The following is a 22,608-nucleotide window of genomic DNA, read 5'->3' as shown; positions in this document are numbered from 1 at the left end:
AACTTGTTTAGCTATCCTTTTGCTGGTCCGATGATGTTAACAGTGGGTTGGTCTCAAATTGCAATGTTCGTATAGGAAACGGAATGTCTATATCCGCTTTCGCGAAAGCTTTCTTAATTTCAATAATACCTTTACTTTTTGCTTTTAACTTAGGAACACCAGAGGTACCATCTATCCAGAATCTCACGATAAAATTGATAGAACTGTCACCAAATTCTGTATAGTAAAACTCCATCTCACTATCTATCGATTCTTGATTAAAATGTTGATTAATGGTTTCTGTAGTTAGCTTCTCAACCAATTCTAAATCTGAATCATAACTGACTCCGCAGCTAATGGTTACACGTATTTTGGGCGTTAGAGAATGATTTTTAAATGAATTTTCTAATATGGATTTGTTTGGAATTATGACGATATTATTATCTGCTTCTTTCAGTACAAAATAATTGATATTTATATCCATGACTTCACCTTCATATCCATTGGTTTCTATCCAATTTCCTATTTTAATATTTTTTCTAAAGGATAAAATAATCCCCGACAAGGTATTAGATAGGGTACCTTGTAAGGCGAGCCCTATGACCAATCCAGAAATTCCAGCTGCCGAGAGTATTGTTTTTAATGTGCCACTAAGGTTTAAGACATTTAATGTGATGAATAATCCTATACAAAAAATAACGACAGAAGACGTTCTACCTATCAACCTCGCAATCGCTATTTTTGGCACCCTTTTATTGACTAGTCTGAGTACAACATTGTAGATGATCCTTGATGCAAAATAGGAAACAACCAAAACAATGATTGCCAATATTATATTTGGCAGTCCTGCAACCAGAGAATCACCCCATTCTTTTAATGTATCTAAACTTTTTTGTATATCCATTGTTTTAAAGGTATAAAATTTCAAAGACTTATTTAAGTACAGTCAATGCTATGATAAGTTATAATAAAAAAATTAATCACTTGTATTTTTATTTTTAGATAGTAAGTACTCATTTTGTTTTTCTAACTGTGTATTGATTTTGTCGAGTAACTCAATATCTTTAGGTGTTTTTACTTTTGGATTTTTAGGATCATCCCCTTTGTTTTTTAGTTTATTCATAAACTTTACAATAATAAATACGGTAAACCCTATAATGATAAAATCAATACTTACCTCTAGTAATTTTCCATAGCCAATCGCAATTTCTTCAGGTTTTACAACTCCATTTTCTATAACAGCTTCTCTTAAAACGAATTTTTTGTTTTCCCAATTAATTCCGTCCGTGAGGAATGATAGTGGTGGTAAGAATATCTCTTTAACTAATACATCTACTACTTTATTAAAAGCTGAACCAATAATAACACCAATGGCAATATCGATCATATTGCCTTTTACAGCAAATTCTTTAAACTCCTCAAATAATTTTATGCGCATCCTTATATGAAAATTAAATTTTAAAAGTAATAAAACTCATTATACACTTACATCCACTTTTTTCTTTTAAAGAAAATCAAAAGTATAACAAAAAGGCAAAACATAACTCCTAACAGAATAAAGTAGCCGTACTTATATTGCAATTCTGGGATATAGCTAAAATTCATCCCATAAATCCCAGCTAAAAAAGTGAGCGGAATAAAAATCACAGAAATTAGGGTAAGTAATTGCATGACTTTATTCATTTTGAAACTTAGCTCTGCAATAAATAAATCTTGTAAACTATTAAGCATATCTCTGTAAGAGTCAACACTATCTATGATTTGAATTGTGTTTTCGTAGAGATTCCTAATAAATATATGTGTATTTTCTTGAATAATGGTGTTGTCACTTCTAGAAAAATTGCTAATCACCTCTCTAAGCGGAGCTATAGATTTTCGCAAAACTAGTAATTCTTTTTTGAGCCTATGAATTTTAGATTTGTCAACATTACTTTGATCTTCAGAAATACGATCTTCAATATCCTCTATCACCTCTTCAAATTGATCTAAAGTGATGTAATAATTATCAACAATACTATCTAATAAGGCAAATAAGAGATAATCTGTCCCTCTCTTTCGTACTCTGCTTTTACTATCTGCGGTTCTTTTTCTTACAGCTTCAAATAAATCAGAACGCGTTTCTTGAAAAGTGATAAGCGAGTGATCTCTTATAATAACGGCTACATGTTCTCTATGCACGCTTAACGTGGTCTTATCAAAAGAAAGTGCTTTAAAAGTGACAAATATGGCGTTGTCATGTTCTTCAAAATTTGGTCGTTGATGTACATCCACAATACTTTCTTGTAGTAGTGGATGTACTTTAAAATGAGTAGCAATAGAGGAGATCACATCGGTTTCTTGCATTCCTCGGATATCAATCCAATCAATATAATCAGGTTCAAGTGTTATTTTTAGAAATTTATCTTTATGAATCGTACTATCTTTAATCGTATCTGCATTAAACTGTAAATGATGAATAATAATATCATCAACCTGTTTATTACCCGTATATACGACCGATCCAGGTGCCATCCCGGTTTTAATTCGATGCTTTTTTGCCATAATGCTGTGTATGATTAAAAATGAACGTGTAGTTATCGTAATGATTTCTATACTTCAAAGTGTATCTTTTCAAAAGATGAAACAATATAGGAATTCTCTTGCATACGATATATATTACAGAAACCTAAAATATAAGAAGGTTATACAATAAGTTTGTATATTATTCAGGCTATGAAAAATAAAAAGAAAATACTCCTTACTGGCGCGACAGGATACATAGGAAAACGCTTACTTCCTATTTTGGTAGAAGAAGGATATCATGTAATCTGCTGTGTAAGGGATGTTAATAGATTTTCGCCGCCTTTACCGCTCCGAGATGCTATCACCGTTATAAAAGTAGATCTTTTAGATCCAACATCACTGGAACAAATTCCACAAGATATAGATGGCGCTTATTATTTAGTACACTCGATGTCTAGTAGTGATGATTATCAAAAATTAGAACTGGAATGTGCTGTAAATTTTAGAACAGCACTAGAAAAAACAGAGGTAAAGCATGTGATTTATCTAAGTGGTATAGTGAATGAAGAAAATTTATCCAAACACTTATCCTCTAGAAAAGATGTTGAAATAGAATTATCAAAAGCTAGCTATCATTTTACAGCACTGCGAGCAGGAATTATCATAGGGTCGGGGAGTGCCTCTTTTGAGATTATACGCGATATTGTAGAAAAACTTCCGATTATGATTACGCCTAAATGGCTGGACACAAGATGTCAACCTATAGGCATTACAGATGTGCTTGCCTTTCTATCAAAAACGCTTTTCCATGAAAAGACGTATAACCAAAACTTTGACATTGGAGGGTCAGATATTCTTACGTATAAAAATATGTTATTAGAATTTGGAAGGAAACGTAATTTAAAACGTAGGATTTATACCATTCCTGTCATGACTCCAAAACTATCTTCCTATTGGTTATACTTTGTGACGTCTACCTCCTATAAGTTAGCAACAGCACTCGTACATAGTATGAAGGTAGAGGTCGTCTGTAGGGATAATAAACTCTCTGAAATTTTGAACATACAGCCTTTATCCTACAGAGAAGCATTAGATAAAGCATTTGTAAAAATTCAAAACAATCAGATTGCTTCTAGTTGGAAAGATGCGCTTATAAGTGGGGATATGAATATGAAGATCTTTGATTTTATTGAAGTTCCTAGCTTTGGTTGTTTTAAAGATAAACGATCAAAAGCCTATACAAATAGAAGAGATACCATCGATAAAATTTGGCGCATAGGAGGGAAGACAGGTTGGTATTATGCGACCTGGCTATGGAAAATAAGAGGCTATATTGATAAGCTGTATGGTGGTGTAGGCCTCCGTAGAGGAAGAACAAATGAGGATACCCTTACACCAGGAGATACGGTAGATTTCTGGCGTGTTTTGTACTCCAATAAAGAAGAAGGAAGATTACTCTTATTTGCAGAGATGATTCTTCCAGGAGAAGCTTGGTTAGAATTTAAAATAGAAAATGACGTCCTTACACAAACAGCAACATTCCGACCATTAGGACTTTCTGGGAGACTCTATTGGTACGCCGTATTGCCCTTTCACGGATTTATATTTAAAGGCATGCTCGCTAGATTAACGGCATAAATTGTTTATTATCAGTTTTTTAATGATAGGTACTTTGTATTTTAAAAAGAAGGCTCGCTTTTAAGCTGACAATCTATAAAAAGAAGTACGCTTTCGCGAAAGCGTAACAAATAATACTTCAAGAGTTGTCTATAGATCTGATAACTTATAAGTTAATCATCCATACTATCTGAAAAATCAAATGACACTGATATTTGTATGATAAATTACACCGTAGTATGCTAATATTCATACAATCTCGCTACCTTCGGCAACTCTTATGAAGAAGCAAGCGTATCTCATTGTGATTGCCTTTTTTTCGATCTATGTCTTTTGGGGATCTACCTATTTATGGAATAAAATTGCAGTAACAGAGTTGCCAGCATTTATGCTCGCTTCTATGCGTTTTTCGACGGCAGGTCTTATCATATTTCTTATCGCTCGAAGCATGGGGGTTTCTCTTAAAATCACTAAAAAAGAATTTTTCAACTGCTTGTTAGCGGGATTTCTCTTTTTAGGGTATGGAAACGGTGTATTTGTTTGGGCACTTAAGTATGTAGACAGTAGTTTTGGAGCCTTGTTAGCTTCTACGCAACCTCTTATCATTTTAATACTAATGCGTTTGTGGCAACGTAAAGCTTTTAAAGTAAAATCTATGATCGGGATTGGTTTAGGAATGGTGGGGATGTACCTATTAGTAAGTCAGAAAGGATTACAAATGCAAGAGGGAAGCACATTAGGTATTATGATGATTTTCACCTGTATCTTGAGTTGGAGTATCGGAAGTCTCTTTGTAGCACAAGCGTCTATGCCTAAAAACTTCTTTATTACCACAGGTTATCAAATGATTCTTGCAGGAATGATGCTAGCCATCACGAGTTTTATTCTCGGAGAAACTTGGATTTCACCGCTAGATTGGACATTAAAAACACAAGGATCGTTACTCGCCTTAATTCTATTTGGAAGCATTGCTGCCTTTACCTCATTTAATTATTTATTAAAAGAAGTAGCTACCGAAAAAGTAGCCACTTCGTCTTATGTAAATCCGGTGGTAGCTATTATTTTAGGATGGTATTTCTTAGATGAAGTCATTACGCTTCAAACCGCTATTGCAGCAGTCATCCTTCTTGCGGGAGTGTACTTTATAAATACCACTAAGAAAGGGAAAAAGTATACGTAAATTAAAAAGATGTACTCTATAAATAAGTACATCTTTTTAATAGGGTATGTTTCTTTAGACGCTTGCAAGGAGCATACGACGTAGAAGTTTATACTGTGAGCGTAGTCGTAGTACTGAAGCGTAAAAACCTTAATCCAATCCACCTTTACGGGTAGGACTTCTAGGAGTAGGCCAATCACGAGGCTCTCCCGTTCTAGAATCGATGGGAAGTACACTTTTAACTCTCGATGTTTTTTCTGGATCTTCACTAGCCATATAGGTTAAAATAGCGGTAAGAATCACATTATTACGTACATCATCAAATATAATTTTATCATACGTATCTCTGTTGGTATGCCACGTATAATTCCAATACGACCAGTTCAAAGAACTCAAGCTAAATGCTGGAGCACCTGCCGCTTGAAAAGAGGCATAATCAGAACCTCCTCTGGCTGGAGCTCCTGGAAACGTGGTTTCGATATGTTGTGTGATCTCTTCCGGCACTGCATTTAACCATCTTGATAAATAATCATACGAATATAAAAACCCCCCACCAGATAAACGAACAACACGTCCGGTACCATTGTCTTGATTAAAAGAAGCCTGTACACCAGCTACAATATCTGGATGATCTTCTACAAAGGCTCTAGAACCGTTGAGTCCCTGTTCTTCACTTCCCCAATGTCCTACTAAGATGGTTCGTTTAGGATTTGGGTAATATTTCTTTAAAATACGCATCGCTTCCATCATCACTAAAGTTCCTGTACCATTATCAGTGGCACCTGTACCGCCATCCCAAGAATCAAAATGTGCCGAGAGAATTACATACTCATCAGGTTTTTCTGTTCCTTTAATCTCTGCGATGGTATTAAAGGCGGGCATTTTACCTAAATCTTTAGACTGTGCAACGATATGAATTTGTGGTTTATTACCAGAGTTTACCAGTCTGTATAGCATCCCGTAATCTTCCAATTCAAGATCTACCGTAGGAATCTTTTCTGTACGAGCGCTAAAAATTTTATTGACACCAAATCCTCTAGACCAATTGGAAGTAACAATACCAACGGCACCTGCTTTTTCTAATGCTTCTGGTAGCGTACGCGACGTATGTCCCATGGCTTTTATATTATCATCCCAAGCTTTTGTTTGTGCTTCACGTGCTTCTTTCATTTTAGTAAAAGATGCTTCTGTCGCAAATTCTTCCCAATTATAATCGGGTCTTCCAGTAGGTTGCAACATAGAGATCAATACGATTTTACCTTTTACAGAAGGAAGCCACTTTTTAAAATCGGCATCATCTTTTATAGTTGAAGGAAGTACGACAAGTTCGGCAGTGACGCCTTCTTTTGACGTACTTGGATTCCAAGCAAGTTGTGTTCCTCTAAGGCTTTGCACACGAGGGTACACCATATCAATATGTGTGATACCACGTTCCCAACCACGCCATTCTCCCCATTTCTCATTACGAGCAGAAATGCCCCAATCATTGTATTTGGCGACAGCCCACTCATTAGCATGCTGCATTTGAGGTGTACCTACAAGACGAGGTCCAATCAAGTCGGTAAGTTCATGTCCTAAGATTTCTAATTGAGAGTTTTCAGTAGCTTCTTTAATCATCCCTTCAATGACAGGGTCTGTTTTTTGAGCGATTAAGAGACTAGATCCAATACATAAAAAGAGTATGAGTAATTTAATTTTCATGATAAATAGGCGTTGTTTTAGTTATGAGTTTTAAAAAGATTGCACTGAAAATACAAGAAATCTTTGAGTATCTAAGAGAGAACCCTCATAAAATTATAAAAGACCAAGTATTCTCTTTGATCGTTGTTAATAGAAATCTGGCTGTATAGGCGGTAATAGCGTATAGAATCAGTATCTTTGTTCTTAATTAAATGTCCTTAAGTCTCTGTAAAATTTAGTGTTCCACAAAAACACGATACTTCTCAAGACATTTTATATAAAATAAATAATTAACTTCTAATCTCATTAATGTAAATAATGGCAAAATCGCAACAGACCTTTAATAAACTTGAAAAAGAAAAAAAGCGTTTAAAAAAACGTGAAGAAAAACAAAAAAAGAAAATAGCTCGTAAAGCTGAAGCCAAAGAAAACGGCGGCGGAATCCAGTTTGCGTATGTAGATCATTTTGGAAACTTGACAGACACTCCTCCAAATCCAGATGATAAAATAGAGGTAGATGTAGAAGATATCGTTCTAGGAATTCCTAAGAAAGAAGAAAGCGATGAAGATAAATTTGATCCCGTTCACAAAGGAAAAGTTTCTTTCTTTGATACTTCAAAAGGATTTGGATTTATTTTAGATGCAAAATCACAAGAAAAATACTTTTGTCACGTAAGTGGTCTTATTGATAAGATTGCTGAAAATGATCAAGTTTCTTTTGAACTTGAAAAAGGCGCAAGAGGAATGAATGCTGTTAAGGTTAAAAAGATATAATACATGCGATCTATCGCACTTTGTATTTTTCTAATATGCTCAGTTGCTATCACTATTGCTCAAGAAAAGAGTGAAGTAGATCAGTTCTGGGCATCATTACAATCTCTATGTAATACATCCTATAAAGGTCAACTTGTCTTACCTGAAAATGATCCGCAATTTGCAGGTAAGGAATTGATCATGCACATTCGATCTTGTAGTGACAGGGAGATTAAAATTCCATTCTTTGTAGGAGAAGATCGTTCTCGTACATGGGTGTTTACAAAAGAAAATGATCGTATTACCTTAAAACACGATCACCGTCATGAGGATGGAAGTGAGGATAAAATCACGATGTATGGTGGTACGACAACTAACATAGGTCAACCAACATTACAAGTATTTCCTGCAGATTCGCAAACACAAACGATGATTCCCGCTGCATCAGGAAATGTATGGTGGGTAACGATAGATAAAAACACATTTACCTATAATCTAAGAAGATTAGGCACCGAACGTATTTTTACGGTTTCTTTTGATCTTTCTACTCCTGTAGAAAATCCTGAAGCACCGTGGGGTTGGAAAGAATAAAATTCCTACTTCCTATCAATAGATTGTAAATAGAGTTGCTCCACTTTCTCTCTTGCCCAAGGCGTTCTACGTAAGAATTTTAAACTTGATTTAATAGAAGGGTCTTTCTTGAAACAATTAATATTTACTTGATAACTCAACGCTTCAAAACCATATTTTTCTACTAGAAATTCTAATATATCTAAGAGTTTTACTCCGTGAAGAGGATTATTAGGTTGTGACATCTCATTTTTTTTGCAAGCTACTACAATTGTATAAAATAGTATCTTAAATCATCCTTCATTTCTTATTTTTACACCGTGAATCGCACGAAGCATACTTTTATCATTCAGGATACTGAAAAGTTTAAAAATCAACTCTTACACTGGTCGCAACAATTTGAAGAAATTGTATGGCTAGATAGTAATAATGATCCCGATCAACAGTATAAAAGTTATGACGCTATCCTAGCGGTAGATGGATTTACAAGTATGAAGACATCTTATCAAGGTGCATTTGAACGTTTAGAAGAATATCAACAATCTACCAAAGATTGGCTTTTCGGGTATTTATCGTATGATTTAAAAAATGATATAGAACGCCTTAAGAGTGCCCATGAGGATCACGTAGGTTTTCCTGATCTCTATTTTTTTCAACCCAAACGTGTTTTTCTACTAAAAGGAGATTCGGTTGAGATGCAATATTTGCCTATGGTCGATGATGAGATGGATACCGATTATGAGGACATACAAAACACATCTTTAGCTAAAAATATTATAGAAGACACCACACCACTACATATCAAACTTAAAATACACAAGGAAGCGTATAAAGATAAAGTGCGAACACTGCTTCAGTATATTCAAAAAGGAGATGTATATGAAGCCAATTTCTGTCAGGAGTTTTACGCGCATGGCACTATAAATCCTTTACAAACCTATCAACAGCTGAATGCAATTAGTACGCCCCCTTTTGCTACGTTTTTAAAATTAGAAGATCATTTTTTGGTTTCTGCAACCCCAGAACGGTATTTAAAAAAGGAGGGAAGCAAGCTCGTGAGTTCTCCTATAAAAGGAACTGCAGCAAGAAGTGAAGATTTTCAGGAGGATGTCGCTTTCGCGAAAGCGTTATCAGAAGATCCCAAAGAGCGATCTGAAAACATTATGATTGTTGACCTTGTACGTAACGACCTATCGCGTATTGCTCAAAAAGGAAGCGTTACCGTGGAAGAATTATGCAAGGTATATTCTTTTAAACAAGTATATCAAATGATCTCAACGGTCAGCGCACAGATCGCTGTAGGAATCTCTCCTGTAGATACCATACAAGCCACATTCCCGATGGGAAGTATGACAGGCGCTCCCAAGATAAGAGCCATGGAGATTATAGAAGAACTAGAAGAGACTAAACGCGGTTTGTATAGTGGAGCCGTTGGTTATTTTACACCCGACGGCGATTTTGATTTTAATGTGATTATACGTAGTATTCTCTACAATGCGGTAGATGAGTATATATCCTATTCTGTAGGAAGCGCGATTACAGCAAAATCAGACCCTGACAAAGAATATGCTGAGTGTTTGTTAAAGGCAAAAGCAATGCGTGAAGTTCTGGACCTAAAACGTGATTGAATTTTGTAAATTAGCAAATCCTAGTACACGATAAATACTAACTAAAATGATATGTTCGCTTTCGCGAAAATGTATACAACTATGAGTGATGATAAAAAAATAATATTTTCTATGTCTGGGGTTTCAAAAACCTATCCAGGCGCACAAACACCTGTATTAAAAAAAATATACCTAAGCTTCTTCTACGGAGCAAAGATTGGAATTTTAGGTCTGAATGGTTCTGGTAAATCTACATTAATGAAGATTATAGCTGGACTAGACACCAATTTTCAAGGAGAGGTCACTTCAGATAAAGAGTTTACCACAGGCTATCTGGAGCAAGAACCACAACTAGATCCAGAAAAAACGGTATTAGAAGTCGTAAAAGAAGGTGCTGCAGAAACGGTAGCCATTCTTGATGAATATAATAGTATCAATGATCAGTTTGGTCTGGAAGAAGTCTACAGCGATGCCGATAAGATGGATAAACTAATGGCGCGTCAAGCAGTACTTCAAGATGAGATAGATGCTCGTGGCGCTTGGGAGTTAGATACAAAACTAGAAATCGCTATGGATGCATTACGTACACCACCAAGTGATCAAAAAATTGGATTGCTTTCTGGAGGAGAAAAACGTCGTGTTGCCTTGTGTAGACTTTTATTAAAAGAGCCTGATGTATTATTGCTCGATGAGCCTACCAACCACTTAGATGCAGAATCTGTACACTGGTTAGAGCATCACTTAGCACAATATAAAGGAACCGTCATCGCTGTAACACACGACCGTTATTTCTTAGATAACGTAGCTGGATGGATTTTAGAACTAGATAGGGGAGAAGGAATCCCTTGGAAAGGAAATTATTCTTCTTGGTTGGATCAAAAATCAAAACGTATGGCGCAAGAAAGCAAAACTGCTTCTAAACGCCAGAAAACGCTAGAGCGTGAGTTGGATTGGGTACGTCAAGGTGCTAAAGGTCGTCAGACAAAACAAAAGGCGCGTTTAAAGAACTATGACAAGTTGATGAGCCAAGATCAAAAGCAAATGGATGAAAAGCTTGAAATCTATATTCCCAACGGACCTCGTTTAGGAACAAACGTGATCGAAGCTAAAGGGGTAAGTAAGGCTTTTGGCGATAAGTTACTCTATGAAGATTTAAACTTTAACCTTCCACAGGCAGGGATTGTAGGAATTATAGGCCCTAATGGTGCTGGTAAGACCACTATTTTTAAAATGATCATGGGAGAAGAAACCCCAGACAAAGGGAACTTTACGGTAGGAGATAGTGTGAAAATTGCTTACGTAGATCAAAGTCATAGTAATATTGATCCAGAAAAAACCATCTGGCAAAACTTTTCTGATGAGCAAGATTTAATACTGATGGGGGGCAAAGAAGTCAATTCTAGAGCGTATTTAAGTCGTTTTAATTTTAGTGGAAGCGAACAAAACAAAAAAGTATCAGCCCTTTCGGGAGGAGAACGTAATCGCTTGCATCTTGCCATGACCCTAAAAGAAGAAGGAAACGTATTACTGCTCGATGAGCCTACCAACGATCTTGACGTAAATACATTAAGAGCGTTAGAAGAAGGCTTAGAAAATTTTGCAGGCTGTGCCGTAGTGATTAGTCACGACCGTTGGTTCTTAGACCGTATTTGTACACATATTCTAGCATTTGAAGGAGATAGTCAAGTATATTTCTTTGAAGGTAGTTTCTCTGATTATGAAGAAAATAAGAAAAAACGTCTTGGTGGTGATTTAATGCCAAAAAGAATTAAATACAAAAAATTGATTCGATAAGAATCGTTCGATATTTAAAATAACAAGGCTCAAGGTTTTTTAATCTTGAGCTTTTTTTATGATCTAATTATCTCATTATAAAACAATAATATACTATAATGTTTGTGAAATGAAAACATCAGTAAGCATGGGTACATTATAAAAAGAGTTTAGGCTCAGTATGAACTTCTACGTCGTTATACTCCGAGAAAGCATATAAAACCATTTTAAAATTTAGGTAAGAATTACTTTAAACCACGTCTGTAGAGCCACAGTTTTGCATAACGCATCCAGATCGCATACGAGTGCATATAACTTATAACAAGTCCTACAACACCGTCTCTGAAGCCCATTTGTACTACGTAGTGTTTAAAAAAGCCCCAAAAAGGTTTAATGACAAAATGATACACGTGAAGACGTCCCGTTTTCTTATCATAATCTCTTGCTTGCCAAGTAGCATAGCGATTAAGCTTTGTGATGTGGCTATTTAAACTAATATAAGTATTGTGGTGAAAACGATTTTTTAAGAAGCCTACTTTTCCATCGGCAATAATTTCGGCATGAACCATTTTGTCTTCATAAGAACATTTACTCTTACGAAATAAACGAATGACTTTATCATTTTGCCATCCACTATATCGAACACGTTTTCCCATAAAATGGTTGGTACGATAAATCCAATAGGCAACCGTGTTGTTGGTAGGTGGATTTTTAAGGATTTCTATGATTTCTTCTCTTAACTCTGGAGTTACCCGCTCATCAGCATCTACAAGGAGAATCCATTCATGAGCCGCTTGCGGAATCGCCCAATTTTTTTGGGAAGCAGAATAATGATAGGGACGCTGTATAATTCTATCTGTAAATTCTTTGGCAATAGCGACCGTTTGATCAGTACTCATAGAGTCTACCACCATAATCTCATCAGCAAAGGACACAGATTCCAGTACCTCACGAATGTTGTGCTCTTCGTTACCTGTAGGGATGATCGCAGTTAATTTTTCCATAAATTTAGTAGGATAGCAAAACTACTAACTTTTTTATAATATAAAAGTTTATTTTTGTAGTAAACCAACCGAATGCAGAAACTTCCTAAAATAACGCTCATTATAGCTACATATAATAATGTGAAATGGCTTGAAAAAGTACTTTATGGCTATTGCACACAGACGTATAAGGATTTTGAAGTGATTATAGCCGATGACGGCTCTGGCAAAGAAACAGAAGCGCTTATTGCCTCCTTTCAGAAAGATTATCCAGTTCCTTTACATCACCTTTGGCATGAGGATAATGGATACAGAAGACAAACCATACTTAATATCGCCTTAACGAAAGCAGCGCATGAGTACATTGTTTTTACCGATGGGGATTGTATTCCTAAAGAAGATTTTCTAGAACGTCATGCAAATTATGCTGAGAAAGGAAAATTTTTATCTGGAGGTTATTGCAAGTTAGATATGGATTTAAGTGAAGGAATTACCAAGGAAGATATATTATCGGGTAATTGCTTTAATGTTGATTGGTTAAAGGAAAAAGGTTCATTAGGTTCTTCTCAATACAGAAAACTGGCGAGTGGAGAGACTGTCGCAAAATTATTAGACACGGTAACGCCATCCAATGCTTCCTTTAATAATTGTAATTCATCTGCCTGGTTAAAAGATTTAATTCGCATTAATGGATATGATGAACGTATGCAATACGGAGGGCCTGATAGGGAGTTAGGCGAACGATTAGAAAATGCGGGGATCAAAGGAAAACAAATTCGTCATCGAGCTTTGTGTCTACATCTAGATCACCCAAGAGGTTATAAAACAAAAGAATCTTTAGATCGAAATCTTGCGATACGAAGAAATACACGTAAAAAAGGATATGCTTATACATACTATGGTATTGTAAAAGGTGATGATATAGATTTATGAAAATATTAGTAACAGGAGCCGCTGGATTTATAGGATCTCATCTTTGTGAACGTTTAGTTTCTAAGGGACATCAAGTACTAGGAATCGATAATTTTTCTGATTATTATGATCCGAAATTAAAACACATTAATGCCGAGGACATTAAGAAATCCGGTGTTACATTACTTACTGCTGATTTACTCGATGATTTAAAAGCTGTTTTGCCAAATGATATAGCTATTGTTTATCATTTTGCAGCGCAACCGGGTATTTCGGCATCAACGCCGTTTGTAGATTATGAACGCAACAATATTCAAGCGACTCAGAATCTATTACAATGGGCGATTCATCACAATAAAAAAACACAATTATTTGTCAATATTGCTACTTCTTCTATTTATGGATTACACGCGACTTCTACAGAAGAAGAAGCACCTATGCCTGTATCTGATTACGGGGTGACAAAACTTGCTGCAGAGCAGTTAGTATTAGCTTCTCAGCGTTCAGGAAAGCTTCCAGCTTGTTCTATTCGGTTGTTTTCTGTGTACGGACCTAGAGAGCGTCCAGAAAAACTCTACACAAAATTGATCAAGGCTATTTATGAAGAAACGTCATTTCCTTTATATGAAGGAAGTGCTAATCATGAGCGTAGTTTTACGTATGTAGGTGATATTATAGATGGTTTAGAAAAAATACTAGATTATAAAGCATCTTGTGATGGAGAGATTATTAATCTCGGAAGTACCGAAGTATACACAACTGCACAAGGCATCTCTTTGATAGAAAAAATCATCGGGAAGAAGGCTCTTATTGAACACGTGGTAAAACGTCCTGGCGATCAATTAAAGACTTCGGCAACTATAGACAAGGCAAAACGTCTTTTAGATTATACCCCAAATACGGATTTCGAAGAGGGGTTGAGAGCTCAAGTCAAATGGTACCAAGAGAAATTTCTTTAGGAATGGCTTAGTGCTTCGATAGGAATACATCCAACTTTTCTTGAATCATTTCTGGTTTCAATAAAGAATAATAATAATCAGTTCTTTTTTTTATATCCTTCAAGCTTTTTGTATTATAAAGCGCTGTATCATAATCTTGTAAATGTATGATATGGTTTTGATCATTTTCATACAAGGACCATGCGGCTCTACGAATCCAAGGGGAGAAGATGGCAAATGTGGGAACATCAATCGCTTTTGCCATATTAATAGCACCACCTTCATTACCAATTAAGGCATCGCATTGCGTCGTTAATGCAATGAATTCTCGTAAGCTTTTTCCATAGATCTCTTTCAACACATGGTGTCGTGTCTTTTCAGTACACAGTGCTAGTAGTGCATCTACTTGCTCTATTTGCTTCGGGATGTAATTAAATAACAATTTAGCATCTGTAGTCGTAACGATATGATCTAATAGGATGGCAAGATAGAATAGTGGATAGGTTTTGTTGGGGGCACTTCCAAGGATGCCAATCATGTATAGTTTTTGTTCTGGGTATGTTTTAACGTCTGCTAGTTTCGCTTTCGCGGAAGCGATCTCCGCATCGGTCACATATAATTTTGGTTTTAACGCTTTAGGAAAATTCGTATCAATCGCTTGTAGTAACTTCATCCGATTCTCAATGGCAAGTCCTGCTTTCGTCTCAGCAGTGTAATGGTAGGTGTACAAATCTGTATAGAATGCTTTGGTGTACCATTTTTTATATCCGATGCGTTGGGAAGCTTTGGTCGCTTTAGTTATACGTGCGCTTCCAATTTTTGAGTAGACATCGATGACAATATCATACGCTTGAGATGCTAGTTGTGAACGAAATTCTTTTGCCGCTTTCCTTCTTTTTACCATATCTAGCGTATACACCATCTTCTCATCTATAAATGGATTGTTTTCCAGTACAGGCAGTGTATGCTCATTGATAAGATAATGAACCGTAGCATTTGGATACTTCTTTTTGATCGCCTCACAAAGAATAGACGATGTGAGTACATCGCCTATCATTTTGTGTTGTATAATCAATATTTTTTTATCCATGAGATGGGTGCTAAACCGCTACGTCATATTCTCTTAACGCATCATTCAACGATGTTTTCTTATTGGTGCTTTCTTTACGTTTTCCTATAATCAATGCACAAGGCACATTGTATTCTCCAGCAGCAAACTTCTTTGTGTAACTTCCTGGAATGACAACGGAGCGTGCAGGAATTCTACCTTTGGTTTCAATAGGTGTATCTCCCGTCACATCAATGATTTTAGTACTCATGGTAAGTACCACATTGGCGCCTAACACGGCTTCTTTTTCTATATGTACGCCTTCTACTACGATACACCGACTTCCGATAAAGGCACCGTCTTCAATGATGACAGGTGACGCTTGTAAGGGTTCTAAAACTCCACCAATCCCTACACCACCGCTTAGGTGTACATTTTTACCAATCTGAGCACAGCTTCCTACCGTTGCCCACGTATCTACCATCGTACCTTCGTCTACATACGCACCTATATTTACATAACTAGGCATCAAAATCACACCGCTAGAAATATACGCACCATGGCGTGCTACCGCATTTGGCACCACACGAATCCCGCGATTTTCATAATCTCTCTTTAGCGGAATTTTATCGTGATACTCAAAAATACCAGCTTCCAAAGTTTCCATTTTCTGAATAGGAAAGTACAATACGACTGCTTTTTTGATCCATTCATTTACTTTCCATCCATCGTCAGTGGGTTCTGCTACACGTAAAGTACCACGATCTAGCATATCTATGACTTCACGAATGGCGCTAATAGTCACACGATTTTTTAATTCAGAACGATCGTCCCAGGCTTTTTCTATTAGATTTTTTAGTTGATTCATAACAAATGTAAATTCTATTATTTTTTAATGAAACGCTGTTTTGAAAAGTCCAAAGGACGAATTCAAAATAGCTAGTTGAATTAACCGCGCTTTTTCAGCGGGATTTTAGTTTATTATTTTTATTGATATAATTTTCAAATTGGGCAAAACTACTGAACCGAGCTTGGATACTGCCGGTGTGATCTATCAGTGTATAGGTGGGAAATTCCCATATAGACAGATCATACGTCAATCGTTTTTCAGGTTTTTGTTCTCTCACATTCACCCACGGATAGTCATTTTTTGTAAGATAGTTTTTCCAAAGCTCATAATTATCATCTCTAGAAATACTAATAAGTTCGATATTAGTTTTTTCAAAAATACTATAGTTCTTTGCCATACGCTTATGATCTCGGATACAAGGCGGACACTTTACAAACCAGAAATCGAGTAGGTATTTTTTTGAAGGCTCTAGTATAATAGTTGCTTTTTCATCAGCTAGATCTCCTAAATCATACACTTCAAACTGAACCGCTTTTTCATCAAGGATCGTTTTTATTTTATCATTATTATTAATGAAATGTGACTTTAAACTATCGGTCTGCATTCGCATGATTCGGTATACATTATCCATTTTATTTCGATCGTTTTGATTTCGGAATACATAGTTTCCAACAATAGCATGAGAAAAGGGCGTGTCTATATGATTGCGTATTTCGGTAATTAGAAAATTGTCAATAGTAGTGCTATCTGTTTCTGAAGTCACTAACGCTTTATAAGTTTTTGAATATTGTAAAGATGCCTCATATAGCGGTGATGCATCAACGCGATCTACCGTTAGGTTTTTGTTATCAAAAGTCATATCGATAAGAAGCCGATCGCCATTTAACCACAACTGTGTACCGATTCTTTGATTTCCGGTGTGCACATATACATTATAAAGATCACTTAAAGTTCTTTGCAAGTCCACTTTGATCGTATCTTTAAAAGGAAGAAAAAGGCTTTCTTTTTGACCAATATCTGCGATCCAAATACTATCAATAGGTGTCTCAGACGCAATAACTAAATTAATATCAGATAGGTGTAAGTTCTCTTTAGCATTCGCTTTTTCTTCAGGTATCTGTTCATTACACGCTATGAGTAGCATAGACAGTACTAAAAGTGAGAAGAATCGAACGATCATTTTTGGCATATTGATTACAAAATCAAAGATAAAACTTCACAAACGTTTCCAACGGTAGATTTTCTATAAATTAATAACAAGCGTTTATTGTGTAAGAGCTTAGTTACATATACTCTGTTTTTCCTTATTTTTGCACCAAATTTTAAGAATGGCACGCATTATTGCGATAGATTATGGTACCAAACGTACAGGGATTGCGATCACTGACGAACTGCAGATTATAGCTTCAGGCTTGACGACGGTAGAAACCAAAAAGCTAATTCCGTTTTTAAAAGAGTATTTTCAGAAGGAAAACGTAGAGGCAATGGTGATAGGAGAGCCAAAACGTATGAATAATGAAGCTTCAGATGTAGAGGCGCACATTATACGCTTTCGCGAAAGCGTACTCAAAAACTTTCCCGATCTAAAAGTGATTCGTCAAGACGAACGATTTACTTCAAAAATGGCGTTTCAAACCATGATTGATAGTGGGATTGGAAAAAAGAAAAGACAAAACAAGGCACTTGTTGATCAAATAAGCGCCACGATTATATTACAAGATTACCTTTATAATAAATAGCATGATTTTACCAATAGTAGCTTATGGAGATCCCGTTTTAAAGAAAAAAGCAGCTCCGATTACAAAAGAATATCCTAAGCTTCCTGAGCTTATTGAGAATATGTTTGAGACCATGTATGGAGCCAACGGACTAGGACTTGCAGCGCCGCAAGTGGGACTTTCTATCAGAATGTTTCTAGTAGACACGTCTCCTTTTGCGCATGACAAAGAGTTTACAGAAGAAGAAAGAGCGATCTATAAAGACTTCAAAAAAGTGTTTATTAACGCTGAGATTATAGAAAGAGAAGGAGATGAGTGGGCTTTTAATGAAGGATGTCTAAGTATTCCTGGAATTACAGAAGATGTCTTTAGAGAGTCTACGATTACCATGAAATATCAAGACGAAAACTTTAAGGAACATACAGAAACATATACGGGTATTATTGCTCGCGTGATTCAACATGAGTATGATCATATTGAGGGTATTTTGTTTATTGATAAGCTATCGAGTCTTAAAAAACGCATTCTAAAAGGAAAACTTGCCAATATCTCAAAAGGCAAATGTGACGCCGATTATCGGATGCGTTTTCCAGAGGTCTCTAAAAAGAGATAAGATAACTACCTTGAGGAAAGCTTACGAGACATTTGCAAGAGAGTAACTTTTGAATTTCAAGACAAGTCTAGGAATATTTAAATCTCGATTATCGAGTAAAGTGTTAAATATATGACAAAGGCCTCATTTTCGTAGGCAATAAATTTTGATTTTACATTCCGGCAACGCATATTTGCCGACCAATTTTGATACTAAAAATTATATGGGTTTAGATAAAATATTAGCCATCTCTGGGAAACCAGGTATTTACGAATTAAAAACGCAAACCCGTAGTGGTTTTGTTGCAAAATCTTTATTAGATGGAAAGCGTATTTCTGTAGGATTACGTCATAACGTAAGTATCCTTTCAGAAATAGCGATATATACCCTTACAGAGGAGATACCATTACGTGAGGTTTTTGAAAAGATCAAAGAAAAAGAAGACGGAGGTCCTACCATCAATCATAAGGTGTCTAAAGATGAGCTTGAAGAGTTTTTCTTTAACGTAGTACCTGATTATGATGAAGATCGTGTGTATGCAAGTGATATCAAAAAAGTGGTACAGTGGTATAATATCTTACAGAAAAATGACTTGATGGACTTTTCTGCTCCAGAAGAAACGCCTGCTGAGGCATCTGACGAAGAAGAATAGTGCATAACTTTTTTATAAAAGAATACGGCCTTTGCAATTAGATTGCAAAGGCTTTTTTTAGTTTAGTAGCATCATTAATAAGCAAGATGGTATATCGCAGCGTTTAATAGAGGGTACTAATCCCGTAGTATGGCGGGATCTCATGCTGAGAAGTTTGGGTGAATTGAGAACGATTGGAAAGTATTATAAACCGAATATATCTTTTCCCCCCGTTCCTAAAGGGCAACTATATTCTCAAATTAAGATAAGAATTAAATTTTCACACCCTTTAGGATTTTGGGGAATTGAAAATTTAGGATGATGATATATTGATAAAAATAAACACATGAAAATCGGCAAGAAGTTCAATCAATTAATGAAAAGTGAATACATTCACTATATCGATAATCATAAAAAGTACACAGACTTTAATACCTTAGGTTTATATCGATCGATATGTGAAAATGAAAAACTAGATGTGAATGACCGCATAGAGATTAGAGACTATGCGCATACGGTCTTTGAAAAGACATTCAACTTTTACCAATTAAAAGATCCAAGAACTTATTTTAATGTATCTACACTAGGTATGGAATTAACAGTGGCTGATGAACAGCAGCTGTGGAAGAATATCATAACCAATCAACAAAAAATTCTATCTGAAAAGAAAATAAAACATCGGAGTTTTGGTGTGTATTCAAAACATGATTGTGGTTATGAACACTGTCCGTATAATGGATTGATGGTTAAAAAAGACTCCTATTTTGCTGAAAATCAAATGTGTTTTACATCCGATAAAAATGAATATGCAGCTAAGGAAAAGTCGTTAAAAATTAAGAAACAACGTAAAACCAAGCATAAAATAATTAGAGACGATTTAGATCTTTAAAATAGGTTACGAATCAAAAAAGAGATTACCGCCCCTTCCTAACGTTAGGTAAGTACGCGGAGATGAAATATACTTATGAATACAAGACAGCAACAACTAAACGCTATTGATAGACTCCTCACGATTATGGACGAGCTCCGTGTTGGATGTCCGTGGGATAAGAAGCAAACCATGCAGAGTTTACGTCATCTTACCATAGAGGAGACCTATGAGCTTGGTGATGCTATTCTGGATAATGATTTAGAAGAAATCAAGAAAGAACTTGGAGACTTGCTTTTGCACATTGTTTTTTATGCTAAAATAGGAAGCGAGACCCAAGACTTTGATATCGCCGATGTGGCTACTAGTATTTCGGACAAATTGGTAGACCGTCATCCCCATATTTATGGAGACATTGATGTAGCCGATGCTAAAGAAGTAGAACGTAATTGGGAGAAACTAAAACTCAAAGAAGGAAAAAAATCGGTTTTAGAAGGCGTGCCTCGTAGCTTACCTGCGATGGTAAAAGCCAGCCGAATTCAAGATAAAGTCGCTGGGGTCGGATTTGATTGGGAAGAACCTCAACAAGTTTTTGAAAAGCTACAAGAAGAACTCGGGGAGTTACAATACGAAGTCCACACAAACGATCAAGAAAAAATAGAAGCCGAGTTTGGCGATGTACTGTTCTCTATGATTAATTATGCACGCTTTCTTAACGTAGACCCAGAAAGCGCTTTAGAACGTACCAATAAAAAATTTATCAAACGATTTCAATATCTAGAAAGCAAGGCAGCTATTCTAGGAAAAAGTCTAAGCGATATGACATTGGCTGAAATGGATGTATTTTGGGAAGAAGCAAAGAAGCTATAAACCAACTATTTCTTTTTTATTAGTATCCGATATAAAATAGATACATCTATTAGGCTATATACAGTAGATATTACACAGGCTTTTTAATGAATAAATTCTGCTTATCCTTGGTATGAGTATTTTAGATGGAGGGATGAAAATTTATTAATTTTTCAGCTAGTTTCAAATCAATAACAATTAAATCTTACGTCTTATGTCTAACAGCGAAGCGGTCTTATGTCTTAGTTGGACACGACTATTTCTCTTTCTTGATAAGCTGTTCTTTAATTTCAGAAACCTCTTTAAGTAAGTGTGTCACAGATGCATCAATTTTGATCAAAGCTTTTGCTGTTATCGAAGCTCTCGTATCTTCATTTTCGATAACATACTGTTCCGCAGGTTCATGGATAGCAGACAAAGGTTTTAGCATATCTCCTTTACCCGTCAGTAACCACTCTATATTTAGGATCGGATATTTCTCTACAATCAAATCTATTTTTTCAAGACCAATACTTCTCGTGATATTATTAATATATCCATTTGATGCATTGATTGATTTCTCAAAAGCCTTCATGGTAATCTGTTGAGATTGTACAAATGTCTTTGTCCTTTTATTGATACTCATAAATCTAAATAATTCAATAAAATAGAGTAATACTCTATTAAAATTATAAAAAGTAGAATGTTACTCTACATCATTGCTTATTAAAGCAAATGGTTGCACAAAGTAATGAATAATAACATAAAAAGTGAAATAAAGGCGCACTATAGCACACTAAAACACGGGTAAAATAGATTTCAATTTTTAGAGAAAAGAGTGAGTCGTTTACTTAGTAAATGTCTAATTGACAGTAAATTTGGAGATATAAATGTGTTTTAAAAAGAAAAAGGAAAACCTAAAAAGCCTATTTTTCTTTCTTAATAAGTTGTTCTTTGATTTCTGAAACCTCTTGAAGTAAGTGTGTCATAGAAGCGTCAATTTTGATCAAGGCTTTTGCAGTGATAGAAGCCCTTGTTTTTTCATCTTCATTTATATATTGAGATTCAGGTTCGGTAAAAGCGGATAATGGCTTAATCATATCGCCTTTTCCAGTCAATAACCACTCAATATTTAGGATGGGATATTTTTCTACAATGAGGTCTATTTTTTCAAGACTAATACTTCGTGTAATGTTGTTGATATAGCCATTGGAAGCGTTAATTGATCTCTCAAAAGCCTTCATGGTGATCTGTTGAGATTGTACAAATAATTTCGTTCTATCGTTTATGCTCATACGTAAACACCTCATTTAAAATAGAATAATGCTCTATTTTATTTTGTAATATTAGAGTAATACTCTATCTTTGTCATTCATTAGAGCAAACTGTTGCACAAAGTAATGAATAATAACATAGAAAATAAAATAAAGGTGCGTAGAGAGCTTAAATCTAAGCTTGGCTATGGTGATATTGCAAAGATTGCTGTCTTATCCGATACAGAAAGGACTACGGTTCACAGATGGTTTAGAGGAGAAACAGATAATCCAGATATTGCATTAGCGGTAGAAGGCTTAATAGCACTTAAAATGCAAATAGTTTC

General features: G+C 35.6%; 25 protein-coding genes. 14 read left to right on the top strand and 11 right to left on the bottom strand.

The annotated features are described in order from the left end of the window. Positions 1 to 7 precede the first annotated feature (7 nt). The 3 genes from Q0505_RS07375 to corA form a co-directional block, all read right to left on the bottom strand. Complete coding sequence (locus Q0505_RS07375; RefSeq protein WP_299210753.1) at positions 8 to 883, bottom strand: mechanosensitive ion channel family protein; 876 nt, start codon at positions 881 to 883, stop codon at positions 8 to 10. A gap of 72 nt (positions 884 to 955) precedes the next feature. Continuing rightward, complete coding sequence (gene mscL, locus Q0505_RS07370) at positions 956 to 1,417, bottom strand: large conductance mechanosensitive channel protein MscL (RefSeq protein WP_299210751.1); 462 nt, start codon at positions 1,415 to 1,417, stop codon at positions 956 to 958. A gap of 47 nt (positions 1,418 to 1,464) precedes the next feature. Next, positions 1,465 to 2,520, bottom strand: a complete 1,056-nt coding sequence (gene corA, locus Q0505_RS07365) for a magnesium/cobalt transporter CorA (RefSeq protein WP_299210748.1) — start codon at positions 2,518 to 2,520, stop codon at positions 1,465 to 1,467. Between the two features lie 171 nt (positions 2,521 to 2,691). Here corA and Q0505_RS07360 point away from each other — a divergent pair, with 171 nt between their 5' ends. After that, on the top strand, positions 2,692 to 4,119 hold the full coding sequence (locus Q0505_RS07360; protein WP_299210726.1) for an SDR family oxidoreductase: 1,428 nt from the start codon (positions 2,692 to 2,694) through the stop codon (positions 4,117 to 4,119). Between the two features lie 259 nt (positions 4,120 to 4,378). Next, positions 4,379 to 5,278 carry an EamA family transporter gene (locus tag Q0505_RS07355; protein WP_299210724.1) on the top strand — a complete coding sequence of 300 codons (900 nt, stop codon included), beginning with the start codon at positions 4,379 to 4,381 and terminating at the stop codon, positions 5,276 to 5,278. A 129-nt stretch (positions 5,279 to 5,407) separates the two neighbouring features. Here Q0505_RS07355 and Q0505_RS07350 read toward each other — a convergent pair whose 3' ends face one another. Further along, positions 5,408 to 6,958 carry a M20/M25/M40 family metallo-hydrolase gene (locus Q0505_RS07350; RefSeq protein ID WP_299210722.1) on the bottom strand — a complete coding sequence of 517 codons (1,551 nt, stop codon included), beginning with the start codon at positions 6,956 to 6,958 and terminating at the stop codon, positions 5,408 to 5,410. 297 nt (positions 6,959 to 7,255) lie between these two features. Here Q0505_RS07350 and Q0505_RS07345 point away from each other — a divergent pair, with 297 nt between their 5' ends. Both Q0505_RS07345 and Q0505_RS07340 read left to right on the top strand, forming a co-directional pair. Then, positions 7,256 to 7,711 (top strand): cold-shock protein, encoded by a 456-nt coding sequence (locus Q0505_RS07345; RefSeq protein WP_299210720.1) that lies wholly within the window; start codon positions 7,256 to 7,258, stop codon positions 7,709 to 7,711. Positions 7,712 to 7,714: 3 nt separating this feature from the next. Next, positions 7,715 to 8,281, top strand: a complete 567-nt coding sequence (locus tag Q0505_RS07340; protein WP_299210718.1) for a hypothetical protein — start codon at positions 7,715 to 7,717, stop codon at positions 8,279 to 8,281. 5 nt (positions 8,282 to 8,286) lie between these two features. On the opposite strand, the gene Q0505_RS07335 is transcribed toward Q0505_RS07340, so the two are convergent. Beyond that, entirely contained in the window at positions 8,287 to 8,505 is a 219-nt protein-coding gene (locus Q0505_RS07335) for a VF530 family protein (RefSeq protein ID WP_299210716.1), read from the bottom strand. A gap of 75 nt (positions 8,506 to 8,580) precedes the next feature. On the opposite strand from Q0505_RS07335, the gene pabB reads away from it, so the two are divergent. Together pabB and ettA are read left to right on the top strand one after the other, a co-directional pair. Continuing rightward, on the top strand, positions 8,581 to 9,888 hold the full coding sequence (gene pabB / locus Q0505_RS07330; protein WP_299210714.1) for an aminodeoxychorismate synthase component I: 1,308 nt from the start codon (positions 8,581 to 8,583) through the stop codon (positions 9,886 to 9,888). Positions 9,889 to 9,969: 81 nt separating this feature from the next. Then, positions 9,970 to 11,661 (top strand): energy-dependent translational throttle protein EttA, encoded by a 1,692-nt coding sequence (gene ettA / locus Q0505_RS07325; RefSeq protein WP_299210712.1) that lies wholly within the window; start codon positions 9,970 to 9,972, stop codon positions 11,659 to 11,661. Positions 11,662 to 11,885: 224 nt separating this feature from the next. Here ettA and Q0505_RS07320 read toward each other — a convergent pair whose 3' ends face one another. Further along, positions 11,886 to 12,644, bottom strand: a complete 759-nt coding sequence (locus Q0505_RS07320) for a glycosyltransferase family 2 protein (protein ID WP_299210710.1) — start codon at positions 12,642 to 12,644, stop codon at positions 11,886 to 11,888. A gap of 72 nt (positions 12,645 to 12,716) precedes the next feature. Between Q0505_RS07320 and Q0505_RS07315 the strand changes: the two genes are divergently transcribed. Next, complete coding sequence (locus Q0505_RS07315) at positions 12,717 to 13,556, top strand: glycosyltransferase family 2 protein (protein ID WP_299210708.1); 840 nt, start codon at positions 12,717 to 12,719, stop codon at positions 13,554 to 13,556. Further along, a complete protein-coding gene (locus Q0505_RS07310; RefSeq protein ID WP_299210706.1) occupies positions 13,553 to 14,494 on the top strand; it encodes an NAD-dependent epimerase/dehydratase family protein in 942 nt (313 codons plus the stop codon). Before Q0505_RS07315 ends, Q0505_RS07310 begins: the two co-directional genes overlap by 4 nt. 7 nt (positions 14,495 to 14,501) lie before the next feature. Here Q0505_RS07310 and Q0505_RS07305 read toward each other — a convergent pair whose 3' ends face one another. From Q0505_RS07305 to Q0505_RS07295, 3 genes are all read right to left on the bottom strand, one after another. Next, on the bottom strand, positions 14,502 to 15,563 hold the full coding sequence (locus Q0505_RS07305) for a glycosyltransferase family 9 protein (RefSeq protein ID WP_299210704.1): 1,062 nt from the start codon (positions 15,561 to 15,563) through the stop codon (positions 14,502 to 14,504). A gap of 10 nt (positions 15,564 to 15,573) precedes the next feature. Then, complete coding sequence (locus tag Q0505_RS07300) at positions 15,574 to 16,389, bottom strand: 2,3,4,5-tetrahydropyridine-2,6-dicarboxylate N-succinyltransferase (RefSeq protein ID WP_299210701.1); 816 nt, start codon at positions 16,387 to 16,389, stop codon at positions 15,574 to 15,576. 94 nt (positions 16,390 to 16,483) lie between these two features. After that, the gene (locus tag Q0505_RS07295; protein ID WP_299210700.1) at positions 16,484 to 17,560 is read right to left on the bottom strand and encodes a thioredoxin-like domain-containing protein; all 1,077 of its coding nucleotides are present in this window, start codon (positions 17,558 to 17,560) and stop codon (positions 16,484 to 16,486) included. 139 nt (positions 17,561 to 17,699) lie between these two features. On the opposite strand from Q0505_RS07295, the gene ruvX reads away from it, so the two are divergent. The 5 genes from ruvX to mazG all read left to right on the top strand — a co-directional run bounded on the left by ruvX (position 17,700) and on the right by mazG (position 21,050). Beyond that, positions 17,700 to 18,110, top strand: a complete 411-nt coding sequence (gene ruvX / locus Q0505_RS07290; RefSeq protein ID WP_299210698.1) for a Holliday junction resolvase RuvX — start codon at positions 17,700 to 17,702, stop codon at positions 18,108 to 18,110. 1 nt (position 18,111) lies between these two features. After that, a complete protein-coding gene (gene def, locus Q0505_RS07285) occupies positions 18,112 to 18,702 on the top strand; it encodes a peptide deformylase (RefSeq protein WP_299210696.1) in 591 nt (196 codons plus the stop codon). A 202-nt stretch (positions 18,703 to 18,904) separates the two neighbouring features. Then, entirely contained in the window at positions 18,905 to 19,333 is a 429-nt protein-coding gene (locus Q0505_RS07280; RefSeq protein WP_299210694.1) for a DUF5606 domain-containing protein, read from the top strand. A gap of 325 nt (positions 19,334 to 19,658) precedes the next feature. Beyond that, entirely contained in the window at positions 19,659 to 20,201 is a 543-nt protein-coding gene (locus Q0505_RS07275) for a hypothetical protein (protein WP_299210691.1), read from the top strand. A gap of 75 nt (positions 20,202 to 20,276) precedes the next feature. Further along, positions 20,277 to 21,050, top strand: a complete 774-nt coding sequence (gene mazG, locus Q0505_RS07270; RefSeq protein ID WP_299210689.1) for a nucleoside triphosphate pyrophosphohydrolase — start codon at positions 20,277 to 20,279, stop codon at positions 21,048 to 21,050. A 235-nt stretch (positions 21,051 to 21,285) separates the two neighbouring features. On the opposite strand, the gene Q0505_RS07265 is transcribed toward mazG, so the two are convergent. Both Q0505_RS07265 and Q0505_RS07260 read right to left on the bottom strand, forming a co-directional pair. Next, on the bottom strand, positions 21,286 to 21,654 hold the full coding sequence (locus tag Q0505_RS07265; RefSeq protein WP_299210687.1) for a hypothetical protein: 369 nt from the start codon (positions 21,652 to 21,654) through the stop codon (positions 21,286 to 21,288). Positions 21,655 to 21,934: 280 nt separating this feature from the next. After that, positions 21,935 to 22,303, bottom strand: a complete 369-nt coding sequence (locus tag Q0505_RS07260) for a hypothetical protein (protein ID WP_299210685.1) — start codon at positions 22,301 to 22,303, stop codon at positions 21,935 to 21,937. A gap of 105 nt (positions 22,304 to 22,408) precedes the next feature. Between Q0505_RS07260 and Q0505_RS07255 the strand changes: the two genes are divergently transcribed. After that, positions 22,409 to 22,608 (top strand): hypothetical protein (locus tag Q0505_RS07255; RefSeq protein WP_299210683.1); only part of this gene is annotated, 200 nt, incomplete at its 3' end.

The sequence above is a fragment of the uncultured Dokdonia sp. genome (assembly GCF_937910895.1).
Taxonomy (GTDB): Bacteria; Bacteroidota; Bacteroidia; order Flavobacteriales; family Flavobacteriaceae; genus Dokdonia.
The sequence above is the reverse complement of the archived record's forward strand: the minus strand, read 5'-3'. Positions and strand labels throughout refer to the sequence as shown.